General features: G+C 63.6%; 20 protein-coding genes, 1 tRNA gene and 1 pseudogene. 9 read left to right on the forward strand and 13 right to left on the reverse strand.

Annotation, left to right across the window (positions count from 1 at the left end):
* Window positions 1–188 precede the first annotated feature (188 nt).
* The 3 genes from IVA95_RS00330 (at window position 189) to IVA95_RS00340 (ending at window position 6,433) form a co-directional block, all read left to right on the forward strand.
* The gene (locus tag IVA95_RS00330) at window positions 189–3,500 is read left to right on the forward strand and encodes a carboxyl transferase domain-containing protein (protein ID WP_247508681.1); all 3,312 of its coding nucleotides are present in this window, start codon (window positions 189–191) and stop codon (window positions 3,498–3,500) included.
* Window positions 3,501–4,298: 798 nt separating this feature from the next.
* A complete protein-coding gene (locus IVA95_RS00335) occupies window positions 4,299–5,258 on the forward strand; it encodes an IS110 family transposase (RefSeq protein WP_247508682.1) in 960 nt (319 codons plus the stop codon).
* Between the two features lie 638 nt (window positions 5,259–5,896).
* Complete coding sequence (locus tag IVA95_RS00340) at window positions 5,897–6,433, forward strand: DUF4112 domain-containing protein (RefSeq protein ID WP_247508683.1); 537 nt, start codon at window positions 5,897–5,899, stop codon at window positions 6,431–6,433.
* Between the two features lie 56 nt (window positions 6,434–6,489).
* On the opposite strand, the gene IVA95_RS00345 is transcribed toward IVA95_RS00340, so the two are convergent.
* The 5 genes and pseudogenes from IVA95_RS00345 to IVA95_RS00365 all read right to left on the reverse strand — a co-directional run bounded on the left by IVA95_RS00345 (window position 6,490) and on the right by IVA95_RS00365 (window position 9,703).
* Window positions 6,490–6,771, reverse strand: a complete 282-nt coding sequence (locus IVA95_RS00345) for a hypothetical protein (RefSeq protein WP_057842144.1) — start codon at window positions 6,769–6,771, stop codon at window positions 6,490–6,492.
* A gap of 197 nt (window positions 6,772–6,968) precedes the next feature.
* Window positions 6,969–7,111, reverse strand: a pseudogene (locus tag IVA95_RS00350) (DUF3309 domain-containing protein).
* A gap of 4 nt (window positions 7,112–7,115) precedes the next feature.
* A complete protein-coding gene (gene msrB / locus IVA95_RS00355) occupies window positions 7,116–7,526 on the reverse strand; it encodes a peptide-methionine (R)-S-oxide reductase MsrB (RefSeq protein WP_247508684.1) in 411 nt (136 codons plus the stop codon).
* Window positions 7,527–7,550: 24 nt separating this feature from the next.
* Entirely contained in the window at window positions 7,551–8,270 is a 720-nt protein-coding gene (gene msrA, locus IVA95_RS00360; RefSeq protein WP_247508685.1) for a peptide-methionine (S)-S-oxide reductase MsrA, read from the reverse strand.
* 317 nt (window positions 8,271–8,587) lie between these two features.
* Window positions 8,588–9,703: an ATP-dependent RecD-like DNA helicase gene (locus IVA95_RS00365; RefSeq protein ID WP_247508686.1), complete on the reverse strand. Its 1,116-nt coding sequence runs from the start codon at window positions 9,701–9,703 to the stop codon at window positions 8,588–8,590.
* Window positions 9,704–9,889: 186 nt separating this feature from the next.
* On the opposite strand from IVA95_RS00365, the gene IVA95_RS00370 reads away from it, so the two are divergent.
* Entirely contained in the window at window positions 9,890–11,098 is a 1,209-nt protein-coding gene (locus tag IVA95_RS00370; RefSeq protein ID WP_247508687.1) for an LLM class flavin-dependent oxidoreductase, read from the forward strand.
* A gap of 63 nt (window positions 11,099–11,161) precedes the next feature.
* Window positions 11,162–11,386 carry a hypothetical protein gene (locus IVA95_RS00375; RefSeq protein WP_247508749.1) on the forward strand — a complete coding sequence of 75 codons (225 nt, stop codon included), beginning with the start codon at window positions 11,162–11,164 and terminating at the stop codon, window positions 11,384–11,386.
* Between the two features lie 84 nt (window positions 11,387–11,470).
* Here the strand turns inward: IVA95_RS00375 and IVA95_RS00380 are convergent, their stop codons facing one another.
* The 8 genes from IVA95_RS00380 to IVA95_RS38950 all read right to left on the reverse strand — a co-directional run bounded on the left by IVA95_RS00380 (window position 11,471) and on the right by IVA95_RS38950 (window position 19,663).
* Window positions 11,471–12,850: a sigma-54 dependent transcriptional regulator gene (locus IVA95_RS00380; protein ID WP_247508688.1), complete on the reverse strand. Its 1,380-nt coding sequence runs from the start codon at window positions 12,848–12,850 to the stop codon at window positions 11,471–11,473.
* A gap of 53 nt (window positions 12,851–12,903) precedes the next feature.
* A complete protein-coding gene (gene fliN / locus IVA95_RS00385) occupies window positions 12,904–13,254 on the reverse strand; it encodes a flagellar motor switch protein FliN (RefSeq protein WP_065731301.1) in 351 nt (116 codons plus the stop codon).
* Between the two features lie 19 nt (window positions 13,255–13,273).
* Window positions 13,274–13,900: a FliH/SctL family protein gene (locus IVA95_RS00390; RefSeq protein WP_247508689.1), complete on the reverse strand. Its 627-nt coding sequence runs from the start codon at window positions 13,898–13,900 to the stop codon at window positions 13,274–13,276.
* Window positions 13,900–14,985: a flagellar motor switch protein FliG gene (gene fliG, locus IVA95_RS00395; RefSeq protein ID WP_213249252.1), complete on the reverse strand. Its 1,086-nt coding sequence runs from the start codon at window positions 14,983–14,985 to the stop codon at window positions 13,900–13,902. The genes IVA95_RS00390 and fliG overlap by 1 nt, the downstream gene beginning before the upstream one ends.
* 1 nt (window position 14,986) lies before the next feature.
* Window positions 14,987–16,612: a flagellar basal-body MS-ring/collar protein FliF gene (gene fliF / locus IVA95_RS00400; RefSeq protein ID WP_247508690.1), complete on the reverse strand. Its 1,626-nt coding sequence runs from the start codon at window positions 16,610–16,612 to the stop codon at window positions 14,987–14,989.
* Window positions 16,613–16,781: 169 nt separating this feature from the next.
* Window positions 16,782–17,057: a DUF1153 domain-containing protein gene (locus IVA95_RS00405; RefSeq protein WP_002714638.1), complete on the reverse strand. Its 276-nt coding sequence runs from the start codon at window positions 17,055–17,057 to the stop codon at window positions 16,782–16,784.
* 212 nt (window positions 17,058–17,269) lie between these two features.
* Entirely contained in the window at window positions 17,270–17,965 is a 696-nt protein-coding gene (locus IVA95_RS00410; protein ID WP_247508691.1) for a flagellar hook capping FlgD N-terminal domain-containing protein, read from the reverse strand.
* A gap of 12 nt (window positions 17,966–17,977) precedes the next feature.
* Window positions 17,978–19,663, reverse strand: coding sequence for a flagellar hook-length control protein FliK (locus tag IVA95_RS38950; protein ID WP_247508692.1), 1,686 nt, complete (start codon window positions 19,661–19,663; stop codon window positions 17,978–17,980).
* Window positions 19,664–20,022: 359 nt separating this feature from the next.
* On the opposite strand from IVA95_RS38950, the gene mnmA reads away from it, so the two are divergent.
* From mnmA to IVA95_RS00435, 4 genes are all read left to right on the forward strand, one after another.
* On the forward strand, window positions 20,023–21,222 hold the full coding sequence (mnmA, locus tag IVA95_RS00420) for a tRNA 2-thiouridine(34) synthase MnmA (protein ID WP_247508693.1): 1,200 nt from the start codon (window positions 20,023–20,025) through the stop codon (window positions 21,220–21,222).
* A 24-nt stretch (window positions 21,223–21,246) separates the two neighbouring features.
* Entirely contained in the window at window positions 21,247–21,885 is a 639-nt protein-coding gene (locus IVA95_RS00425; RefSeq protein WP_247508694.1) for a methyltransferase domain-containing protein, read from the forward strand.
* 55 nt (window positions 21,886–21,940) lie between these two features.
* Window positions 21,941–22,321: a hypothetical protein gene (locus IVA95_RS00430; protein WP_247508745.1), complete on the forward strand. Its 381-nt coding sequence runs from the start codon at window positions 21,941–21,943 to the stop codon at window positions 22,319–22,321.
* Between the two features lie 116 nt (window positions 22,322–22,437).
* Window positions 22,438–22,514: transfer RNA gene (locus tag IVA95_RS00435), tRNA-Met, on the forward strand.
* Window positions 22,515–22,561 lie beyond the last annotated feature (47 nt).

Here is a 22,561-nt window from a genome sequence, read left to right on the forward strand (position 1 = left end):
TGTCTTGCGAATTCCGTGATGTGGAACGAAATTCCACTTGCGCAGAATCTCGGCAAAGGTTTCATGTTCAGCAACGGGAAACGAACCGGTGGCCGTGTTTCGCCGTCGGTGGTGCATGGGGGAAGCAAGCGGGGCGAGATGGGGCAGTCACCCCTTCAGTTCGCTCCGACGCCTGAACGGAAACGTCGATGTCCTTCCACAAATTGCTGATCGCCAACCGCGGCGAGATCGCCATCCGCATCGCGCGCGCCGCCGGCGACGCCGGGCTTGCCACCGTCGCGATCTATTCCGCCGATGACGCCCAGTCGCTGCACGTCCGCGCCGGCGATGCCGCGCATGAAATCCCCGGCCGCGGCGCACGGGCCTATCTCGACATCGAGGCGATGATCGCGGCCGCAAAGGCAACCGGGTGCGATGCGCTGCATCCCGGCTACGGCTTCCTTAGCGAGAATTCCGCGCTCGCCCGGCGCTGCGCCGAAGAAAACATCGTCTTTGTCGGGCCGTCGCCGCAGGCGCTCGACCTGTTTGGCGACAAGGCGCAGGCGAAGGCATTGGCGAAGCGGTGCGGCGTGCCGGTTATCGAAGGCACCAGTGGCCCAACCAGCCTCGAACAGGCGAAGGCCTTCCTTGAGTCGCTCGGCCCCGGCGGCGCCATCATGATCAAGGCGATTGCCGGCGGGGGCGGGCGCGGCATGCGCATCGTCGATGACGTGGCCAGGCTAGAGGAAGCCTTTGCGCGCTGCCAGTCCGAGGCGATAGCGGCCTTCGGCAGCGACGGCGTCTATGTCGAGCGCCTGATCCGCAATGCCCGTCACATCGAGGTGCAGATCATCTGCGACCACCACGGCGCCATCAGCCATTTGTGGGAGCGCGAATGCACCATCCAGCGCCGCAACCAGAAACTGATCGAGATCGCGCCGAGCCCGTCGCTGACCGATAGCTTGCGCACCCGCATCATCGACTCGGCCAAGGAACTTGCCGCCGCCGTCAATTACAACAATCTCGGCACTTTCGAATTCCTGGTCGATAACGATGCCAGGACAAGCGACAAGGCGTTTGCCTTCATCGAGGCGAATCCGCGTCTGCAGGTCGAACATACCGTCACCGAGCAAGTGCTCGGCCTCGATCTCGTGCAATCGCAGCTCGCCGTCGCAGCCGGCGCCACGCTCGGCTCGCTCGGCCTTGCGCAGGGCTATATCCCGCGGCCCCGCGGCTTTGCGATGCAGCTCCGTGTCAACATGGAGGTGATGGACGAGACCGGCGCCACCAGGCCGACCGGCGGGACGCTGGCGGTGTTCGACCTGCCGTCGGGCCCCGGCGTGCGCATCGATACGTTCGGCTATTCGGGTTACCGGACCAGCGCCGCCTTCGATTCGCTGCTCGCAAAGGTCATCGTGCATTCGCCGGGCGGCAACTGGACCGACGTGGTGCATAAGGCCTCGCGGACGCTGCGTGAATTTCGCATTGGCGGCGTCGCCACCAACATCCCCTTCCTCGCCGCGGTCCTGGCGCATCCGGATTTCGTTGATAACCGCCTCAGCACCGGCTTCATCGACAAACACGTCGCGGCCCTGGTGGGCGAGGCCGAAGCGACGGCGGAGACGGCGCTGATCGAATCCGGCAGCGCGGCGGAAGACGCCACGCCTGAAGCCGCCGTATCGGCGGGGCCGGCAGGCTCGGAGCCGGTGCCGGCGCCGCTGCAAGGCACGATCGTCGCCGTCGACGTCAGGGAAGGGGACCTCGTCCGCCCCGGCCAGCAGATCGCCGTGCTTGAATCCATGAAGATGGAGCATCTGGTGACCGCGCCGCATGGTGGCAGGGTCACGAAGATTGCGGCTGACGCCGGCGTCACGCTGATGCAGGACGAGCCGATCCTCTATCTGGAGCCGGCGGAGATCGACGCGCATGATGTGGCGGAGGAGGAGGATTTCGATCTCGACCACATTCGCCCCGATCTGGCGGAATTGATCGAGCGCCGCGCCATCACGCAGGACGAAAATCGGCCCGCATCGGTCGAGCGCCGCCGCAAGACCAACCAGCGCACGGCGCGCGAGAATATCGCCCATCTCGTCGATGAAGGCTCGTTCGTCGAATATGGCTCGCTCGCCATTGCCGCCCAGCGGCGGCGGCGCACGGTGGACGATCTGATCCGCAACACGCCGGCCGATGGCCTGATCTCCGGCGTGGCCACCGTGAATGCGCAACAATTCGGCGCGGACGCCGCCCGCTGCATGGTGATCGCCTACGACTACACCGTGCTGGCGGGCACCCAAGGCCATATGAACCACAAGAAGATCGACCGCATGCTGGGCCTAGCCGAGCAATGGCGGATGCCGCTGGTGTTTTATGCGGAGGGTGGCGGCGGCCGGCCCGGCGATACCGACAGGCTTGGCATGACCGGGCTCGACGGCCCGTCCTTTGTGCAGTTCGCAAAGCTCTCCGGTCTCGTGCCGGTCATCGGTGTTGTCTCCGGCTACTGCTTTGCCGGCAATGCCGCGATGCTGGGTTGTTGCGATGTCATCATCGCGACGAAGAACGCCTCGATCGGCATGGGCGGACCTGCGATGATCGAGGGCGGCGGGCTCGGCGTCTATCATCCGGCGGAAGTAGGTCCCGTGTCGTTCCAGTCGCCCAATGGTGTCATCGACATTCTGGTCGAGGACGAGGCGGAAGCGACGTCGGCGGCACAAAAGTATCTATCGTACTTCCAGGGCGCGGTATCCGACTGGAAAGCGCCGGACCAGCGCCTGCTGCGCCGGGCCATTCCCGAAAACCGCCTGCGGGTCTATGACATCCGCACCGTTATTGATCTGCTCGCCGACGAGGGATCGGTGCTGGAAATCCGTCGCGATTTCGGCGTCGGCATGATCACCGCCTTCATCCGCATCGAGGGAAAACCGTTCGGCCTGATCGCCAACAACCCGAAGCATCTCGGCGGCGCGATCGATGCGGCGGCCGGCGACAAGGCCGCGCGCTTCATGCAGCTCTGCGACGCCTTCGACATCCCGATTATATCGCTCTGCGACACGCCGGGCTTCATGGTCGGGCCCGAGGCGGAAAAGACCGCGATCGTGCGCCATGTCGCGCGGATGTTCGTGACCGGCGCGAGCCTCACGGTGCCGCTGTTCGGCATCGTGCTGCGCAAGGGCTACGGCTTGGGGGCGCAGTCGATGATCGGCGGTGGCTTCCACGCCTCGTTCTTCACCGTGGCCTGGCCGACCGGCGAGTTCGGCGGCATGGGGCTGGAAGGCTATGTCCGGCTCGGCTTCCGCAAGGAAATGGAAGCGATCGAAGACCCCGCCGAGCGCGAGGACTATTACAAGGCCAAGGTCGCCGAGCTCTACGCCAACGGCAAGGCGGTCTCGATTGCGTCCGTGCTGGAGATCGACGAAGTGATCGATCCCGCCGACACGCGGCACTGGATCATGTCCGGCCTGCGCTCGGTGCCAAAGCCGGAAGTGCGCGCGACCAAGAAGCGCCCGTGCATCGATGCGTGGTAGCGATGATCCGTAGATCCGTAGGGTGGGCAAAGGCGCGATAGCGCTGTGCCCACCATCGATCATCGAACGCGCTGCTTGAGGGTGGGCACGCTTGCGCTTTGCCCACCCTACAGCTCCGCCGACTGATTTGCCGCGCTCGTAAGCGAAAATTCAAAGCGCGGCCGCGACCAATTGGCACGACGGGCAAATCAGTAAAAACCTGTCCAGCCCCTTTGGCAAAAATATTCCGCTTAACTTGTGACGCAAATCATCTGCATAACTCCGCCCGTCTCACCCGATTGAGGGGCGGCTCGCGATCGTCACGAACGTGCGGTGAGATGCGATGGACGCGGAAGGCGCGCAAGACGGTGGCGCCGGAAGCGTACGGCGAAGTCGTGTGGTTCTGGCGCCGCGGTGCTGGCGTTAAGTCCCAGGAGAAGCGAAGCTTCTCGGGGGCGACGGTGGCAAGAAAGCCGTTCACCGGGAAGAGCACGAAGTAAGCCGTAAAGCCATTGCGCAGGGAAGGCCGGGATGCTCCCGCTGTACCTGTATGCTCGTGTGCGCGTTCTTAGTGCGCAAATTGCACACGAGACCGCGGGTGCGGCGCGCACCCGGTCTTCCCTGCGCCCTTGTGTCCAGAAAATCTATCAGAATGTGCGAACGGGCGGTTGCGCACCAACCGCCCGTTGCTGGAGCTGAGCCCGTTGCGCCCAAAGGCGACAGAGCCTGTATCAGAGCGAGGGACAGCTCCGGTGTCTTCCTCAACCCGAACAGTTGCAAGGGCTTTGAGCCCGTACCGAGCAAGGAAGGGAGTGGATGATGGCACAAAATGATCCCGGTGTCGTGGGCATCGATGTGGCCAAGGACAAAGTAGATGCATGCATACGCGCGTTCAAATTACGTCAGACCTGGCCGAGCACAGCACAGGGGCAGCGCAAGCTGGTGGCGTGGCTTCGCAAGCACCAGGTGAACAAGGCGGTGATGGAAGCGAGCGGCGGCTATGAGCGTGCCTGGGCCAAGGTGCTGCGCGAGGCTGGCATCGAGGTGCGGATTGTCGATCCCAAGCGGGTCCGCAGCTTCGCGCTGTCGGCAGGACGGCTAGCCAAGAACGATGCGATCGACGCAGAGATAATCGCCTGGTTCGCCGAGACGTTCAGCGAGGCGCCGAGCCAGAAACACGACGCGGCACGTGAGGAGTTGAAGGCATTGGTGAAGGCGCGCCTGGACCTGATCGATTCCAGGATACGCTTGGTAAGCCAAAGCGAACATGCTGCGCCGGGATTGGTTCAAAAAGCGCATGCCCGCATCTTGAAGAGCCTGACCAGCGAGATTGCCAAGCTCGAAGCCGCTATCTCCGCCAAAATCAAATCCACGCCGGAATTTGCCGAGCGCGTCGAGATCATCGAGAGTGTGCCGGGTTTGGCCGAGACGAGCTCCGCAAGCCTTGTCGCAGGGATTCCGGAACTTGGCCAGGTGAGCGACGAGATCGCCGCTGCCTTGATGGGCGTTGCCCCTTATGACGACGATAGCGGAAAGCGACGCGGCGAGCGCCACATCAAGGGTGGCCGGCGCTGGGTCCGTAACGCCATCTACATGCCCTGCGTTGGCGCAGCCACTAAGAACAATCCCGTTCTGAAGGCCTACTATCAACGCCTGCTTGCCAAGGGAAAGGAGCCGAAGGTCGCTCTCATTGCCTGCATGCGCAAGCTGATCATCATCCTCAACACCATGATCGCACGACGGCAGAAGTGGGATCCCAGTCGATATGCGCTGAGCTGATCGAACAGACTTCTTGATGCGCTCGGTCCTCGGCCGAGCTCATGCAAAGCCAACAGACCGGTGAACGGGCGGGGTCAAGGCCGTAGCCGCCGAAGGCGGGGGCGCGCCAGCGCCAGCCTTGAGGCCGCCCGAGCACCGGGCTACCTCGCCACAGTTGCTCTGATCAGGAGGGCGGGAAGTGAAGAGCAAAGCTCGGGCGCAACGCGTCGCGAGATCGCGAAGTCATACTCCGAATTGTAGGATGGGTGGAGCGCAGCGATACCCATCGTCTTGCAACCGGCATTGATGGGTATCGCGCAGTGAAACCCATCCGACGGGACTCAATTGTCGTCACCCGCGAAGGCGGGTGATCCAGTAGTGATTGAACGGCTAGGCCGCGGCGTACTGGATCCCCGCCTGCGCGGGGGATGACAGTGGTGTATTGCGACGCTATCACCTCATCATTGCGAGCGCAGCGACTTGTCCGCCGTAGCTCGAAGAGCGAAGGCGGAAGCAATCCATTGTCGCCTCTATGCGGAGAAATGGATTGCTTCGCAGAGCCTGTCATCGGGCGCGCATTCGCGCGACCCATTGGCTCGCAATGACAGGGAAAGCGATAATTTGACGCAACTTGCGCCTCGCATTCGCGTTACCATCTGATGCCCATGCCAGACGACGATATCTATACGCCGCCCCGTTCGCGTTCCGGACCGTCTTCCCGGACACGCGCGCCCGGACGTGGGCCGGTTATCGACCAGGAGGGGCGCGAACTCCCCGAGCCGAACCTGCATACGCGGTTCGAGGGAATGCAGTTCGATTTCGGTCATTCCGCCGCCAATCCGTTCGGCGAGTTGACGCGCGAGCAGCGGATCGCGCGGCTCGATGCCATCGCCAAATTGCTGGATGTCGCCTTCATCGTTCCCGGCACCAATTTTCGCTACGGCATCGACGGGCTGATCGGCCTGATCCCGGTGGTCGGCGACATCATCACGACGGCGATTTCGCTGTGGGTGGTGCGCGAGGCGCGTGCGCTTGGCGCGCCCTGGCACATCACGGCGCGGATGCTCGCCAATGTCGCGCTTGACGGCGCGGTTGGCCTGGTGCCGGTCGCGGGCGACGCCTTCGACGTCATGTTCCGCGCCAACGTGCGCAATGTGCGCATGCTCAAGCGCTGGCTCGATAAGCAGCCGCGTTAAAGAAAAACGCCCCCGAAATGATTTCCGGGGGCGCGCTGTTTGAAAATATGGAAGCGTTAGGCCGCGTCGGCCTTGTCGTCGGTGGCGGCTGGGCGCGGACGACGCGGCAGCGGGAACGCCTCGCTTTCATAGAGCGAGCGGATGCCGCTCTGGTCGAACCGCGCTTCCTCGACCTGCAGATAGGCGCCATTCAGCGAGTCCGCCGGCAATTCCTCGATCGCGAAGCGAACTGCTTCCGCCGCGGTGCCAAAACGCCGATAGGCAAAACCGGCCCGCTTCTTCTTGCGGATCGCGGCGGGAAACAGTTCGGCGGCGGTGTTGTAGCTGAATGGACGCATGGACGGTGACCTCAATCTTTTTCGGCTCTTTTCGTGTGAGCAATGGGGATTGGATGACGGTGGGCCACAGCAGGGGCCACGCCGTGCACGTCATTTCAGGCCCCAATATAAGCTTCTTTAACAAAAATGCGACCCCTGAAGTCCGGCATCGGGGGTGATGATGAATCCACGCATGGCTGCGGGGCGGGTAAATTAAATCAAGTTATTTCAATGGGTTCCACGATTTGCAGCTTGCCGGGCAGGAGCAGGATGAGAAGCACGATTAAAATCGCGCCACCGGGCCCATCGCGGAACGGCCCCTGCCATAGCCGCCGAAACGACCGGAAAGGCCGCCCAGCAGGAACTTATTTCGGCTGCAGCTTCAAGGCCGCCGAGTTGATGCAGTAGCGCAGGCCGGTGGGGCCGGGGCCGTCGTTGAAAACGTGGCCGAGATGGCCATTGCATTTCGAGCACAACACTTCGGTGCGGATCATGCCGTGGCTGAAATCGCGCTCCTCATCGATATGGCTGCCCACTGCAGGCTGCGTAAAGCTCGGCCAACCGCAGCCGGAGTCGAACTTGGCGTCGGATTCGAACAGCGTCTGGCCGCAGCCGGCGCAGGTATAGGTGCCCTTGCGGTGCTCGTGCTCATACTCGCCCGAGAACGGCCGCTCGGTCGCCTTCTCGCGCAGCACGGCGTACTGCATCGGCGTCAGCTCCTTGCGCCATTCGGCCTCGCTCTTGACGACCTTGCCGGATGTCTTGGTATCGGACATTTGCCCTCCTTAATTGGTAGCCTTTCAATTGGCAGCCTTCGCGTTGCGTACCAGCGTCGGCTGCTCGATGTAATTCTCCGCAAAGATCTTCTTCAGGTTTTCGATCTTCGGGATGTCGTTGAAGACAATATAGGGCTGGTTCGGGTGCAGCGTCAGGTAGTCCTGGTGATAGTCTTCCGCCGGATAGAATGCCTGCAGCGGGCCGACCTTCGTGACAATCGGCTTCTTGTAGACCTTGGCGGCGTTGAGCTGCGCGATATAGGCCTCCGCCACCTTCTTCTGCTCGTCATTGGTGGTGAAGATCGCCGAGCGATATTGCGTGCCGATGTCGGGGCCCTGGCGGTTCAACTGGGTCGGGTCGTGCACGACGGAGAAGAAGATCTGCAGGATCTTGCCGTAGCTGATCTTCTTCGGATCGTACTTGATCTCGACCGCCTCGGCGTGTCCCGTCGTGCCGGTGCCGATCATGGTGTAGTTCGCGGTCATCTTGCTGCCGCCGGAATAGCCACTCACCGCGTTGAGCACGCCGGCGGTGTGCTGGTAGACGCCCTGCACGCCCCAGAAGCAGCCGCCGGCGATCACGGCGGTCTGGATGCCGTCGGCCGCCTGAACGTCGAGCGTGGGCGCGGGAATGATGACGGCCGCTTCCGACGCACGCGAGGGCGTTACCGTGAAAGCAGCAATGGCCAGCGCAGCGATGGCGGCGGCGCACAGCGAGAGGCGGCTGAAATGGCGAGGGGACATTGTTTCCTCTTGGATAGCCTAGTTGGGGTCAGTTTAGAGCGACAACGGTGTTTCGCAATCGGCCCGGTTCTCTCCGGTGCCAAAGATACGGCCCGCGGCACATAATGTTACGGCTGATGGCACACGAGTTCGTGAAAAACCGCGGCAAGCGGCCGGAAGCCGGCTTCCCAGGGATCATTGCCGGGACGCCGAGGATTCTTGTTTCGTGGCGGGAAGTAGTTGCCGTCGTCATTGCGAGGAGCGTTCGCGACGAAGCAATCCATGCTTCCGCACGCAGCACCATGGATTGCTTTGCTTCGCAATGACGGTAGCGCCGTCTAAACCACCACACTCAGCCGCTTCGCCGCGCGCGTGATGCCGGTGTACAGCCATCTCGCCCGGCTGTCCTGAAATGCAAAGCTCTCGTCGAACAGCACGACGTCGTCCCATTGCGAGCCCTGCGACTTGTGCACCGTGAGCACGTAGCCGTAGTCGAACTCGTCATAGGGCTTGCGCTGCTCCCACGGGATCGCCTCGATGCCGCCCTGGAAGCAATCATGGCGCACCGAGACCTTGGTGACCTTGTGGCCGAACTCTTCGTCGGGCGACAGCCGCATGCTTAATATCTGTGATTTCGATCGCGGCTGGGTGCGCGACTTGACGCGCCACAGCCCGCCGTTGAACAGGCCCTTCTTGCGGTTGTTGCGCAGGCACACCAGCTTATCGCCGGCGACCGGCAGGGGATCCTCGATGTTCTGCTTCTGCCGTATCCGCATGTTGTAGGCGCGGCGCGTGTTGTTGCGCCCGACCAGCACCTGGTCGGCGCTCATGACGCGGTCGGGATCGAGCTCGCTGCGCGGCACCACTTCACTCTCGCCGTGGCGGCCGATTTCGAGCTCGCGGCCCTCGCGAATGTCCATCGACATACGCACGATCGGGTCGTCCTGCGCCTGCCGGTGCACCTCCGTCAGCATCGCGTCGGGCTCGCAATTGGTGAAGAAGCCGCCGCCCTGGATCGGCGGCAACTGCGCGGGGTCGCCGAGGACCAATAGCGGACAGTCGAACGACATCAGGTCGCGGCCGAGCTCGGCGTCGACCATCGAACATTCGTCGATCACGATCAGCTTCGCCTTCGAAGCCGGCGCGTCGTCCCACAACTCAAAGCTCGGCTGCTCGACGCCGGATTCCTTGGCGCGATAGATCAGCGAATGGATGGTGGAGGCGTTGTCGCAACCCTTGTTGCGCATCACCAGCGCCGCCTTGCCGGTGAAGGCGGCATATTTCACCTCGCCATCAACGCCCTCGGCGATGTGCCGCGCCAGCGTGGTCTTGCCGGTGCCGGCATAGCCGAACAGGCGAAACACCGGCGGCGTGCCGTTGCGGCCCGGCTTGGCCTTTAGCCAGTCGGCAACGGCCTTCAGCGCGGAATCCTGATGCGGCGTAAAGGTGGTCATGGGATCCAGATGGAGAGAAGAGCGGGCGGTGAGGCCGCGACTCAACAGACCGTAAAGCTAACCATTCGCGCGTTCCATGCAAGACAACTTCCGTGACGCGGAATTGCCATTTCGCGACCAAGGCTAGACTTGCGATTTGCGGAGAATACACTCACCCGAAAACAACAAGTGGTCTTGGGAGGCGTCATGAAATTCGGCATCTTTTACGAGCTGCAACTGCCGCGCCCATGGGAAGAGGGCGACGAGCTCCGGCTCTACCAGAATGCGCTGACGCAACTCGAGACCGCCGACCGGCTCGGCTATGACTACGCCTGGGTGGTCGAGCATCATTTCCTGGAAGAATATTCGCACTCCCCCGCGCCGGAATCCTTTCTTGCCGCCGCCAGCCAGCGCACCAAGAATATCCGCCTTGGCCATGGCATTTTCCAGCTCACGACAAATCATCCCGCCCGCGTCGCCGAGCGGGTCGCGGTGCTCGATCTCCTGAGCAACGGCCGCTGCGAATTCGGCGTGGGCGAGAGTGCTTCCATCACCGAACTGACGCCGTTCGGCCGCGACATGGAGACCAAGCGCGAGGTGTTCGAGGAGGCGGTTCAGGCGATCTTCCCGATGTTCACCAAGGTCGGTACCGAGCATCACGGCAAATATTTCGATATCCCCCTGCGCAATGTGGTGCCTAAGCCCGTGCAGAAGCCGCATCCGCCGCTGTGGATGGCGTGCTCGCAATTGCCAACCATCGAACGCGCTGGCCAGAACGGCTTTGGCGCGCTCGGCTTCCAGTTCGTCAGCGCTGAAGCGGCGCATGCCTGGGTGCATGCCTATTACAATGCGATCACCAAGCGGCTGAAGAAGCTCGCGGAATACGAGATCAATCCGAACATGGCGCTGGTGTCGTTCTTCATGTGCGCCAAGACGGATGAGGAGGCCCGGGCGCGTGCCGATGGCGCCACCTTCTTCCAGTTCGCGCTGCGCTACTACGGCGCCTCGCAGAACCGCCAGCGTCCCGACCCCGGCACCGTCAACATGTGGGACGAGTACAACAAATGGAAGCGTGAAAATCCCGAGGCGCAGGAGGCGGCGCTGCGCGGCGGCCTGATCGGGTCGCCGGAAACCATTCGCAAAAAGCTAAGACGTTTCCGCACCTCGCACATCGACCAGGTGATCCTGCTCAATCAGGCGGGCAAGAATACCCATGAGCACATCTGTGAATCGCTCGAACTGTTCGCCAAAGAGGTGATGCCCGAATTCCAGAACGACCCCGAACACGACGCCTGGAAGCAGGGCGTGATGAGCGGCGCGATCCAGCTCGAGGAGATCGACACCGAGGCATTCAGGGATCGCTACGGCAAGCTGGCGATCAATGTCGCGCCGGCGGCAAAAGTCGCGGCGGGATAGCGGTTGGGCCAGCGCCCCACGGTGTGTTAACCTTGCGAAGGCTCAACGTGGTGCGGCTATCTAATGAAGCGATTGGCGACCTGGGTATTTTATGGCATCGGCGCGATCGCGATCGCCTATCTCGCGCTGTACGCCTATGCTGTCTTTACCGGGCGTGACCTGCAGCCCGGCGATCCCATTCACATTTTCCGCAAGCCGGATGCGCCGAGTTATTCCCGGCGCGATCGTGTCCCGGACGCACTGCAGCGTGCAACGCTGCAGTGCAGAGCCGGGACCCAGATTGCGTGACGGCTGTCTGGAGTGCAGTGAAGCTGGACCCCGGCTCAGCAGCGCACCGCTCGCGCGCTGCGCCGCGTCCGGGGAACGAGCAATCTACCCCGCCGTGACAAACCGCTGATTATCGCCCGCCCCCGCCGGCGTAATCGGGATGCCGCCGTCGGCATATTCGTTCAGCTTGTTGCGCAGCGTACGGATCGAGATGCCGAGGATGTTGGCGGCATGGGTGCGGTTGCCGAGGCAGTGCTTCAGCGTCTCCAGGATCAGGTCGCGCTCCACGTCCGCGACGGTGCGGCCGACGAGGGCACGGGTCACCTGTTCAGCGGCAAAGGTGGCGTGGGCCACGGCGGGCGCGGTCTTGGCGAGGTCGAGCCGGTCACCATCGGGGGTCAGGATGGCCTCAGGCCCAATCTCGTCCCCTTGCGCCATCAGCACCGAACGGTGGATGGTGTTTTCCAGCTCGCGAACGTTGCCCTGCCAGCGGTTTGATGTCAGCACCCGCCGCGCATCGACTGAGATCGGGCGCAGCGGCACGCCATTGGCCTCGGCATATTTCTTGGCGAAATGCTGCGCCAGCTCGAGGATGTCGGCCGGACGGTCGCGCAGCGGCGGGATCTTCAGGTTGACGACGTTGAGGCGGAACAGCAGATCCTCGCGGAAGGTGCCTTCGCGCACGGCGTCTGCGAGATTGCGGTTCGAGGTCGCGATAATGCGGATATCGACCGGCACCGGCTTGGTGCCGCCGACGCGGTCGATCACGCGCTCCTGGATCGCGCGCAACAGTTTGGATTGCAGCCGTACGTCCATTTCGGAAATTTCGTCGAGCAGCAGCGTGCCGCCAGTGGCTTCCTCGAACTTGCCGATGCGGCGGGCGACCGCGCCGGTGAAGGCGCCCTTCTCGTGGCCGAACAGTTCGGATTCCAAGAGGTGCTCGGGGATCGCCGCGCAATTGATCGAGATGAACGGCCGCTTGGCGCGGTTGGAGCGGGAATGGACGTAGCGCGCCAGCACTTCCTTGCCGGTTCCGGATTCACCGGTGATCATCACGGAAGCATCCGAGCCCGCGATCTGCTGCGCCAGCTTGATCACCTTGCCCATGGCTTCGTCGCGATAGACCAGATCACGTGAATCATTGGCGACGGCGGCGAGTACGGCGGCAATCAGTTCGGGATCGGGCGGCAGCGGGATGTATTCCTTGGCGCCGGCGTGGATCGCGGCGACCGCGGCGCGGGCATCGTTGGAGATGCCGCAGGCCACGATCGGCACGTGGATATGTTCGGCTTCCAGCCGCATCACCAGGTCGCGGATGTCGAGGCCGACGTCGACCAGCAGCAGGTCGGCACCCTTGCCGCCACGCAGCACGGCCATCGCCTGTTCGATCGCTTCGGCATGGGTCACGGAAGCTCCGTTCGCCATTGCGATCTTGGTGGCGGTCGTGAGCTGGCCCTTCAATGTGCCAACGATGAGAAGCCGCATGTCTGTCTCCTGTCCGTCTGTTCGCGCCTTCCGGGCGCGTATCGCCAAAATTGTTAGCTGCGTTCCGCCTTGATGATTTCAGTCATGGTCACGCCGAGCTTGTCTTCCACCAGGACGACTTCGCCACGCGCCACCAGACGGTTGTTGACATAGATGTCGATGGCTTCGCCGACGCGGCGGTCGAGTTCGAGCACGGTGCCGGGTCCGAGCTTCAACAGCTCGCCGACGTCCATCTTGGAGCGGCCGAGCACGGCCGAAACCTGCACAGGCACGTCGAATACGGCCTCAAGGTCGGCCGCGATGCGCGAGGCCTGTTCGTCCTCGTTGTAGGCGAGATCGTCAACCGGCGGCGCGTCGGCGGCGTTGAGATCGGGTAGCGGTACCTGTGCGTCGGTGTCACTCATGGTTCAGTCCTCATGGCCTTCACATTGCGGCCTGATCGCGAGACGCCAGATAGCGCCCGACGAGTTCGCTGATCTTTGCTTCGATGGCCGCGCGCTCCAGCACGACGCCGCCGTCGGCCCATTCGATCCGGCAGTCGCCGGTGGCGATGCCGGGCTCAGCCAGGATCACCAGCCGGCCCTCAAAGCCGCTTTGGGCCGCCTGGCGTTCGATCTTCTCGCGGGCGGCCTCATAGAGCTGATCATTGATGCGAACCACAAGATGCGGCGTGGCGACCAGATGCGAGAAGCAGTCGCTGACCAGCGCCATGATCTCGCCGAGCGGTTCGCGGGCGATCAGCTCGGTGCACAGCTTGCGTGCCACTGCCACCGCGACGTCGACGGCCTCGGTTTCCATTCTCGCCTCGATGCCGGAGAAACGCGTGACGATGCCGCGGATGGCGATGCCGATTTCTTCGAGCGCCAGCGCCGAGCGGCGGTCGCTCTCGACCCTGGCCTCGTGCTGGGCTGCCTCGTAGCCGGCGCGGTAGGCACGTGCTTCAGCCTCCGCGACCTTCTGCGCGATCTCGGCGGCCGTGGCGGCACGCTCGCGCGTCCTATCGGGGGCTGCGAAGTCGGTGTCGAACAGGAATTTTGCGGGCGCGGCCATCAGTACACCAATTCGTCGTCGGCGCGGTTCTTGGTCAGGGTGATTTCGCCCCTGGCGGCCATGTCCTTGGCTAGGTTGACGAGCAGCGCCTGCGCCTCGTCGACGTCGCGCAGCCGCACCGGTCCCATCGCGGCCATGTCGTCCAGCAGCATCTTGCCGGCGCGCGAGGACATGTTGCCGAGGAAGAAGGCGCGCACCTCCTCATTGGCGCTCTTCAACGCGATGCCGAGCTTGTCCTTGTCGACGTTGCGCATCAGCGTCTGCGCCGAGGCGGAATCGAGCTTGATGAGGTCGTCGAAGGTGAACATCAGCGCCTTGATGCGCTCGGCGGATTCGCGGTTTTCCTCTTCCAGCGAGGTGATGAAGCGCGTCTCGGTCTGGCGGTCGAAATTGTTGAAGATTTCGGCCATCACCTCGTGGGCGTCGCGGCGGCGGGTCTGCGACAGGTTGGACATGAATTCGGTGCGCAGCGTCTGCTCGACGCGCTCGATGACTTCTTTCTGGACGGCTTCCATCTTCAGCATGCGGCCGACCACATCGAGCGCGAGGTCCTCGGGCAGGATCGCCAGCACGCGCGCGGCGTGCTCCGGCTTCAACTTCGACAGCACCACCGCGATGGTCTGCGGGTATTCGTTCTTGAGATAGTTGGCGAGCACCTCTTCCTGCACGTTGGAGAGCTTCTCCCACATGTTGCGGCCGGCAGGGCCGCGAATTTCATCCATGATGCCGCTGACGCGTTCGGAGGGCAGATATTGCTGCAACAGCCGTTCGGTGGCGTCGAAGGTGCCCATCAGGGCGCCGGAAGCCGACATCCGCGAGACGAATTCGAGCAGCAGGTCTTCCACGACATCGGCCTCGACGGTGCCGAGCGTCGACATGTGGATCGACAGTTCGCGCACCTCGTCGTCGTCCAGCAGCGACCACACCTTGCCGCCATATTGCTCGCCCAGCGCCAGCATCAGGATGGCGGCGCGCTTCGGGCCGCTCAACGGCTTGCCCTTGGGCCGGCTGCTCTGACGGCTCGCCAGCGCCGAGATGACGGTGGTGATGTCGTTGGCGTTTGAGGTTTGCGGTACGGCGGCCATGTCAGCTCTCGGCGGGTTCGCTCAGCCATTGGCGAACAATGGAGGCGGTCTCGTTCGGATTACGTTCGGCCAGCTCGCCGACCCTGTGCACGGCCTGGGCGTGGACCTGGCCTTGGACCTGCGCGACATCGATCAACTGGGCGGTGCCGCTGGTGCCGGCGATCAGGGCCTGGCCGGGGCCGAGTTCGGGGTGTGTGCTGCCGTCAGTCAAGGCGGGTACGGTCTCGGCCGGAGCGGGAATGACTTCGGCAGCCAGGATGCGCTTGACCAGCGGACGGATCACCAGGAACAGCACCACGAGGCCGAGCAGCATCATGACACCGAGCTCGATGACATACATGACGTCGTCTTTGGTGAACTGCAGCATGCCGAGAAGCCCGCCCGGTTCGACGACCGGGGGCACGGAGGGCGCTTCGGCAAAGCGGAGATTGACGACCTCGACCTGGTCGCCCCGCTTCTGGTCGAAGCCGATCGCCGAGCGCACCAGCGTGGCGATGCGGTCGAGCTGCTCCTTGCTGCGGTCCTGATAGACCATCTCGCCTTTTTCGTTCTTGGTATAGGCGCCGTCGACCAGCACCGCGACCGAGATCCGGTTGACCCGTCCGGCCTCGGTGACCTCGGTCTTGGTGGTGCGGGAAATCTCGTAGTTGTTGGTCTCCTCGCTCTTCTTGCTCTGGTCGCGGGCCGCCGGCGTGGTGGTGTTGGTCTGGTTGCCGGGCAGCTCGTTGTTGACCGTCACCTGGCCGCTGTTCTCGGCAGTCAGGGAAGATTCCTCGCGGGTCTGGGTGGAGCGCAGTACGCGGCCCTCAGGATCGAATTTGTCGGAAGTCTGGGTGACCTTGTTGTAGTCGAAGTCGGCGGTGAGCTGGACGCGGGCGCGGCCCTGGCCGACCACCGAGGAGACGATCGCCTCGACTTCGTTGCGCATGCGCTTCTCGAAGGCGGTGCGGCGCTCGTCGCCGACGGCGATCTCGGGATCCTTGCTGGCGCCATCGGCCAGCAACCGGCCGGCTTCGTCGACAATCGATACCCGCTGCGGCTTCAGTCCGTTGACGGCGGAGGCGACGACGTGGCGGATGGCGCGGATCTGCTGGGGTTCGAGGCTGCCGCGCACCCGCACCACGATCGAGGCTGACGGCTCCGGCGCCTCGCGGGCGAACAAAGGCCGCTCCGGCAGCACCAGATGGACGCGCGCGGCCTGGATGCGGTCGATGGCGCGGATGGTGCGGGCAAGTTCGCCCTCCAGCGCGCGCAGATGATTGATGTTCTGGACGAAGCTCGTGGTGCCGAGGGCGTCGGACTTGTCGAAGATCTCGTAGCCGACGCCACCGCCCTTGGGCAGGTTGCTTTCGGCCAGCTTCATCCGCAGCCGCGTAACCTTGTCCTTCGGGACCATGATGACCGCGCCTTCGTTGCGCAGCTCGAAGGGAATCGCCTGGCGTTCCAGATCCTTGATGATGCTGGAGGAATCTTCAAACGAGAGGTCGGTGAACAGGGTGGTCATCTGCGGCGTGGTGACGCGCATGATGACGAAGGCGAAGAAGCCGATCAGCGCGGTCGTCACCGCAACCATGGCCATCAGCCGCGCTGCGCCCAGGCCTTTCAGGAAAGCAACGAGACTTTGCACCAACCGCCCCCAGGGATTCGGCCCGAGGGACCGACTGGGCAATTATTGCCTAGGGGATGGTTTCCATATGGTTAACAACCCTTAAGGCCGCCGCGAATAGTTCCGGCATGAAAAAAACCGGCTTCGTAAAACGAAGCCGGTTTTCATCAAATCTTTCGGTTCGGGAGAGTTACTGGCGATATTGCTGGATCCGGGTGGTCCGGAGGCCTGCCAGGCCATGCTGGTCGATGGAAAACTGCCAGGACAGGAATTCGTCGACGGTCAGCGTGTAACGGCTGCAGGCTTCCTCGAGGGAGAGCAGGCCGCCACGGACCGCGGCAACGACTTCGGCCTTGCGGCGGATCACCCACCGTTTGGTGCCGGGCGCGGGCAGGTCGGCAATTGTTAACGGACTGCCGTCAGGCCCGATGACGTATTTTACCCTCGGGCGATGGGGTTCTGTCATGGCGTACTCACAAACTCTCAACCACTGAACTCACCATGGTAACCTACGCCCGTCGGCTTAAAATTTGCCTAAGCCTACGGCTTCAATACGAATCTCCTTGAAAATGATGGAAAATACGCCCGCCCGGTTCCCGGAACGCGTTCGTTCGATCTGGGATTGCCGGGGTAAAACAGCGGAGCTAGGAGCTAGGCCCCGCGAGCGGGTCCGTTGGGCTAGCTTGAGGTGCTCGGACGGACCACGCGCTTGATTTTATCGGTGGTGTAGCTCTGGCCGCCGATCGACAGCAGCGGCGGAGAGGCGCTGAGATCGACCGAGTCGACCACGCCCTGGACTTCGGTGGAAATCGCGACGTTGTTGCCCGAACTGTCCTTGCCCGTGGCGGTCAAGGTGTAAGTGCCGGCCGGCCACTGCACGCCGTCATTGCCCTTGCCGTCCCAGACGAAACTGGAGCCGCCCTTCTTCAGCGTGTAGTTGCCGGTATACGCCGTCTGTCCCGTCGAATTGGTGATCGTGATCGTCGCGCTGGTGTCTTTCTCGGAATTGAAATTCCAGGTCGCCGATTTGTTGAACTGCGCCTTGCTGCCGTCGACGGCGACAGTGTTGCCAACATAGACCAGCGCCTGCGTCGCCTGGGCGCTCTTCTCGATTTCCACCAGCGCCTTCAACTGCTCGTTCGATTTGAGCTGTTGCTCGATGCCGGCAAACTGCACGAGCTGCTGGGTGAACTGGTTGGTGTCGAGGGGATCCATCGGATTCTGGTGCTGAAGCTGCGTGGTCAGCAGCGTCAGGAACGTCTGGAAGTTGTCGGCGATCCCTGCCGTTTTAGTCGAAGACGTGTTGTTGCTCGTGGCGCTGCCGGTCCCCGGCGCCGAGACGACCGTTGTCGGCATGGTTACATCGACTGCCATGGCGATCTCCCTTTAAACCCTGATATCGACGCCGCCGCTCGAACCGAGCATGCGACCATAGCTGCGGCCGGCGACCACGGCCGGAACGTTGTCTTCTTCGCTCACCACCAGGCGATGGGCGTTGGGATTGGACTGGTTGCCGTCGTTCTGGCCCTGCGAAGACTGGTCGCGCAGGCTGAACTGCAGGCCGCCGTTGCCGGTCGAGAGGCCGGCGTTGTCGAGTGCGCGCTGCAACTGGTTGGCGTCCTGACGCAGCATAGATAGCGTTTCCGGCCGTTCGACGGTCAGATGCGACGTCACCTGGCCGTGGCGATCGACATCGATGCGGACGTCGATGCGGCCAAGTTCAGCGGGATCGAGCCGGATCTCGAAGCGGGTCTTGCCGCTTTTGGCGGAAGCCGCGATTTCCATCGCAAGCCCGCTCACCGGCACCGCCGCGCTTGTGGCTGCCGTGGCGGTGAGTTGGGTAGCGGCAGCCGCCATCGTGGTGGAAGTGGCCGGTTGCTGCGTCTGAATCGTGCCGGCGGCCTGCAGGCCGTTGCCGGACGTGTTGACCGGCGTCTGGCCGACGAGATCTGGGGCGGCAAAATGCGTGTTGGCGTTGGCGGCCGACGGCACGATGGAATTACCCGAGGCGTCGGCCTTCACGGTCTCAGCGATGCCATTCTCGGACTTAAGCTTGCCTGCGGCTTCGGTCGGCTGCGTGACGGCAGGCACGATAGTATCAGCGGCAGTCGCTGCGGGTGCGATGGCGTCGGAGGTTTCGACCTGCTCGATGACCGTCGTGGCGCCTTTTCGGGCGAGATCCGGGCTTTTGAGCGGCACGGCCGATTTGGTGGCGGCGGGTGTCGCTGCAACTACGGAAGCGGCCTGAGCGATGCCGGTTGTGACCGACGGGTCGGCGGATGTGGCCTGGGCGCTGACGGTCTGGCCGATGCCTTGCGCGTTGGTTTTCGTGCCGTCCCCTTGCGCAGCGTTCGCGGTCGTGGTGGCGGTCGCTTCGGCGCTTTCACCGGCGGGACTGGTTGGCGCGGTCTCGGCGGCGAGCGAAGCGGAGGCCGCGATCGCAGCCGCCGCTATGGCAAGCGGCGCGGTCGCCTTATCGGTTGCGGGCGCGGCGGGGGCCGTTGTCGCCGGCGCTGCGGCAGCAGGGATGGCGACGGCAATCGCGTCGGCCGTCACCACGGCCGTTCCGTCCTGCGCCAGTTCGGTCTGATCGGTCGCTGGTGAGGCGTCTCTGGGAGAAGCCTGCGTCGCCTCGTCGGACGTCGCCTTCTCGGACTTCGGTGCGTCCGACTTCGATTTGGCGCGACCGGTCTTTGCGGACCTAGTCTCGGCATCGGCGTTGGTGTCGACCTTGCCGTTGTCGCGTGTCTTGTCGTCCCGTGTCGTGTCGTCGCGCACCTTGGCCGCGGCGTCGCGATTATTCGAGTCGTTGCGCGCGGTCTTGTCGGCTTTGTCGGATGCGGCGGCGCTGTCGCGCGAACGGTTGTCGGAAGCTGGTTGCGCGTCGTCGGAGCGGCGCGGGGAGGGCGCTGCGTCCTGCGCGCGGTCGTTGTGGCTCGCGGCCGTGTTGCTGTCGACCAGCGCCGCGAAGCTGTCGTTTCCGGCGGGCGGATCGGAATCCGCCCGGGCGGACCTCGCCGCCGCGCTCTGGAAAGATGCATTTGCCGATACTTCTGACGTGACACTAACCACGGGTAACCCTCGCGCTGAGCTCTCGGCTACCATTCAGCAAGGACCGGGCCAGCCGCTGCGGTAAAAAATATCACGTTATTTCAAGTACTTAGAAAGATAGTGCCCGGATTGCGGAGCGTGACCACGGCCGCCTTTTCTGCCCGGCGGCAAGATTTGCCGTCCTGGACAAGCTCCAAAATGGGGATCGGCTGATTGCTTCACGAGAATACGGCCTATATTAAAGAGCGGCGTCCGATCCGGCCCGGTATGGCCGAATGACGCCGTAAGGCCTTATACATAAAGGCTTTTTAAGAAGGCTTTTTAAACCCTGGCCGCGAACCGCCATGGCGTGTTCGCGATGGAAGTCGATGACCCCTGGCATGCGAAACAGTTTGGATCTCGAAGGCCGTCCGCAGGACACACGGATCGTGGTCGCCATGTCCGGCGGCGTCGATTCCTCGGTGACGGCCGCCTTGCTGAAGTCCGAGGGCTATGACGTGGTCGGGATCACGCTGCAGCTTTACGATCATGGCGCGGCCACCCATCGCAAGGGCGCCTGCTGCGCGGGTCGGGACATCCACGACGCCCGCAACGTGGCGGAGCGGATCGGCATCCCGCATTACGTGCTCGACTATGAAAGCCGCTTCCGCGAATCCGTGATCGACAATTTCGCCGACAGCTACGCGCTCGGCGAAACGCCGGTGCCCTGCATCGAGTGCAACCGCTCGATCAAGTTTCGCGATCTCTTGGCGACCGCGCGTGAACTCGGCGCGCAGGCGCTCGCGACCGGACACTATGTCGCCTCGCGCCGCCTTGCCGACGGATCGCGCGCGCTGGTCTGCGCCGCGGATGCCGATCGCGACCAGAGCTATTTCCTGTTCGCGACCACGCGCGAGCAGCTCGACTATTTGCGCTTTCCGCTTGGCGACATGACCAAGCCGCAGACGCGCGACCTGGCGCGGCGGTTCGGCCTCGAAGTCGCCGAAAAGCAGGACAGCCAGGACATCTGCTTCGTGCCGACCGGGCGCTACACCGACATCATCGGCCGCCTCAAGCCCGGCGCGATCGAGCCCGGCGACATCGTCGATCTCGAGGGCCGTACAATCGGCCGCCATCAAGGGATCGTTCATTTCACCGTCGGCCAGCGCAAGGGACTGGGCATTGCAGCCGGCGCGCCGCTCTATGTCGTCAAGCTCGATGCTACCACCCGCCGGGTCGTGGTGGGGCCGCGCGAGGCGTTGCGGATGGATCGCATCCGCCTGCGCGACGTCAACTGGATCGGCGACGGCGCACTCGACCGCGTCATCGGTGACGGCATCGAGATGTTCGTGCGCGTGCGTTCGACGCGCGCGCCGCAGCCGGCTTGGCTGCGTGTGGTCGACGGCGGTTATGAAGTCGAACTCGTTGCCGGCGAAGAGGGCGTCTCGCCCGGCCAGGCCTGTGTGTTCTACGATGCGCCTGCGGGACAGGCGCGCGTGCTCGGCGGCGGATTCATCAAGAACGCGACCGCACGCCATCCGGTGGCGAGGGCAGGGGCGCAGGAAAAGGCCGCGCCGCTCGCCGAGGTGATGCGCACTTAAGAGACAAAAATCGGGGCAGAGGGAATGGCTGGGGATATCGACCGCGAGAGGGTCGAAAAGGCTTATGGGCGCTGGGCGCCGGTCTACGATCTGGTTTTCGGCAAGGTGTTCGACGAAGGTCGTCGATCGACCATCGCGGAAGCCGACAAGATAGGCGGACGCGTTCTCGACGTCGGCGTCGGCACCGGACTGTCGCTGTCTGAATATTCGCGCGACACGAAATTGTGCGGCGTCGACATTTCCGAGCCGATGCTGCGGCGGGCGCTCAAGCGAGTGCGCGAGTTCGGCCTGATCAATGTCGAAGCGCTTGCGGTGATGGACGCCAAGAACCTGGCGTTTCCGGATTCGTTTTTCGATGCGGTGGTGGCGCAATATGTCATCACGGCGGTGCCGGATCCGGAACGCACGCTGGATGATTTCATCCGCGTGCTGAAACCCGGCGGCGAACTCATTCTGGTCAATCACATCGGTGCCGAAACCGGGCCGCGCCGCGCGTTCGAACTGGCGTTCGCGCCACTGGCGCGGCGACTAGGCTGGCGGCCGGAATTTCCGTGGGAACGCCTGACCAACTGGGCCGCCAAACATGGCGGCGTCACCCTGACCGAGCGGCGGCCGATGCCGCCGATGGGACATTTTTCGCTGATCCGTTTTCGGAAATCGTGAAGTGCAGGCGGCGCCTTATTGGGGAACCTCCGCGCGCGCGGACCGTTTTCCCGGCATGGCAATGCACCGGGCACTTCTTCTTTCATGCGTGTTGATGACAGCTACGAGTATGGCGGGCGCTCAAGCCCCGCCCAGCCCGGCGACGCCGCCTGCCCAGACCGCACCGCCATCGCCCGACCGCGCCGCCAATTGTGCCCCGATGCAGCCGACGCCGCATTCGAGCCCGACGGTTCCGGGGGGAAAGACCCCGGAAGGAACGACCACCGGCCAACGGACCGAGCCGCTCGGCGACAAACTGGCCCGTTCGGAGGGCGTATTGTGTCCGCCTCCGGGGATAGATCCCGAAATGCATGCGCCTGCGCCGAACGGCAGCAGGACGCCGGTGATTCCGCCGCCCGGCAGTCCCGGCGGCGACCCGTCAATCCGGCCGAAATAGCACAATTTTGCAGATGCTTGGCCGGACGGCTCGCTTTGCTTGACAGGTCGTCGACCCGCTCCTTATATGCCGCGCGTTCGCGACCGCGGCATTGCCTGCCGCCACCGCGATGCCGTGGCGGGGTAGCTCAGCTGGTTAGAGCACGGGAATCATAATCCTGGGGTCGGGGGTTCGAGTCCCTCCCCCGCTACCAATCGTACGATTTTGCACGCCAGCCCGCGACTTGTTGCAATCCAGTCC

Origin of the sequence: Bradyrhizobium sp. 157, assembly GCF_023073815.1 — a bacterium.
GTDB lineage: Bacteria > Pseudomonadota > Alphaproteobacteria > Rhizobiales > Xanthobacteraceae > Bradyrhizobium.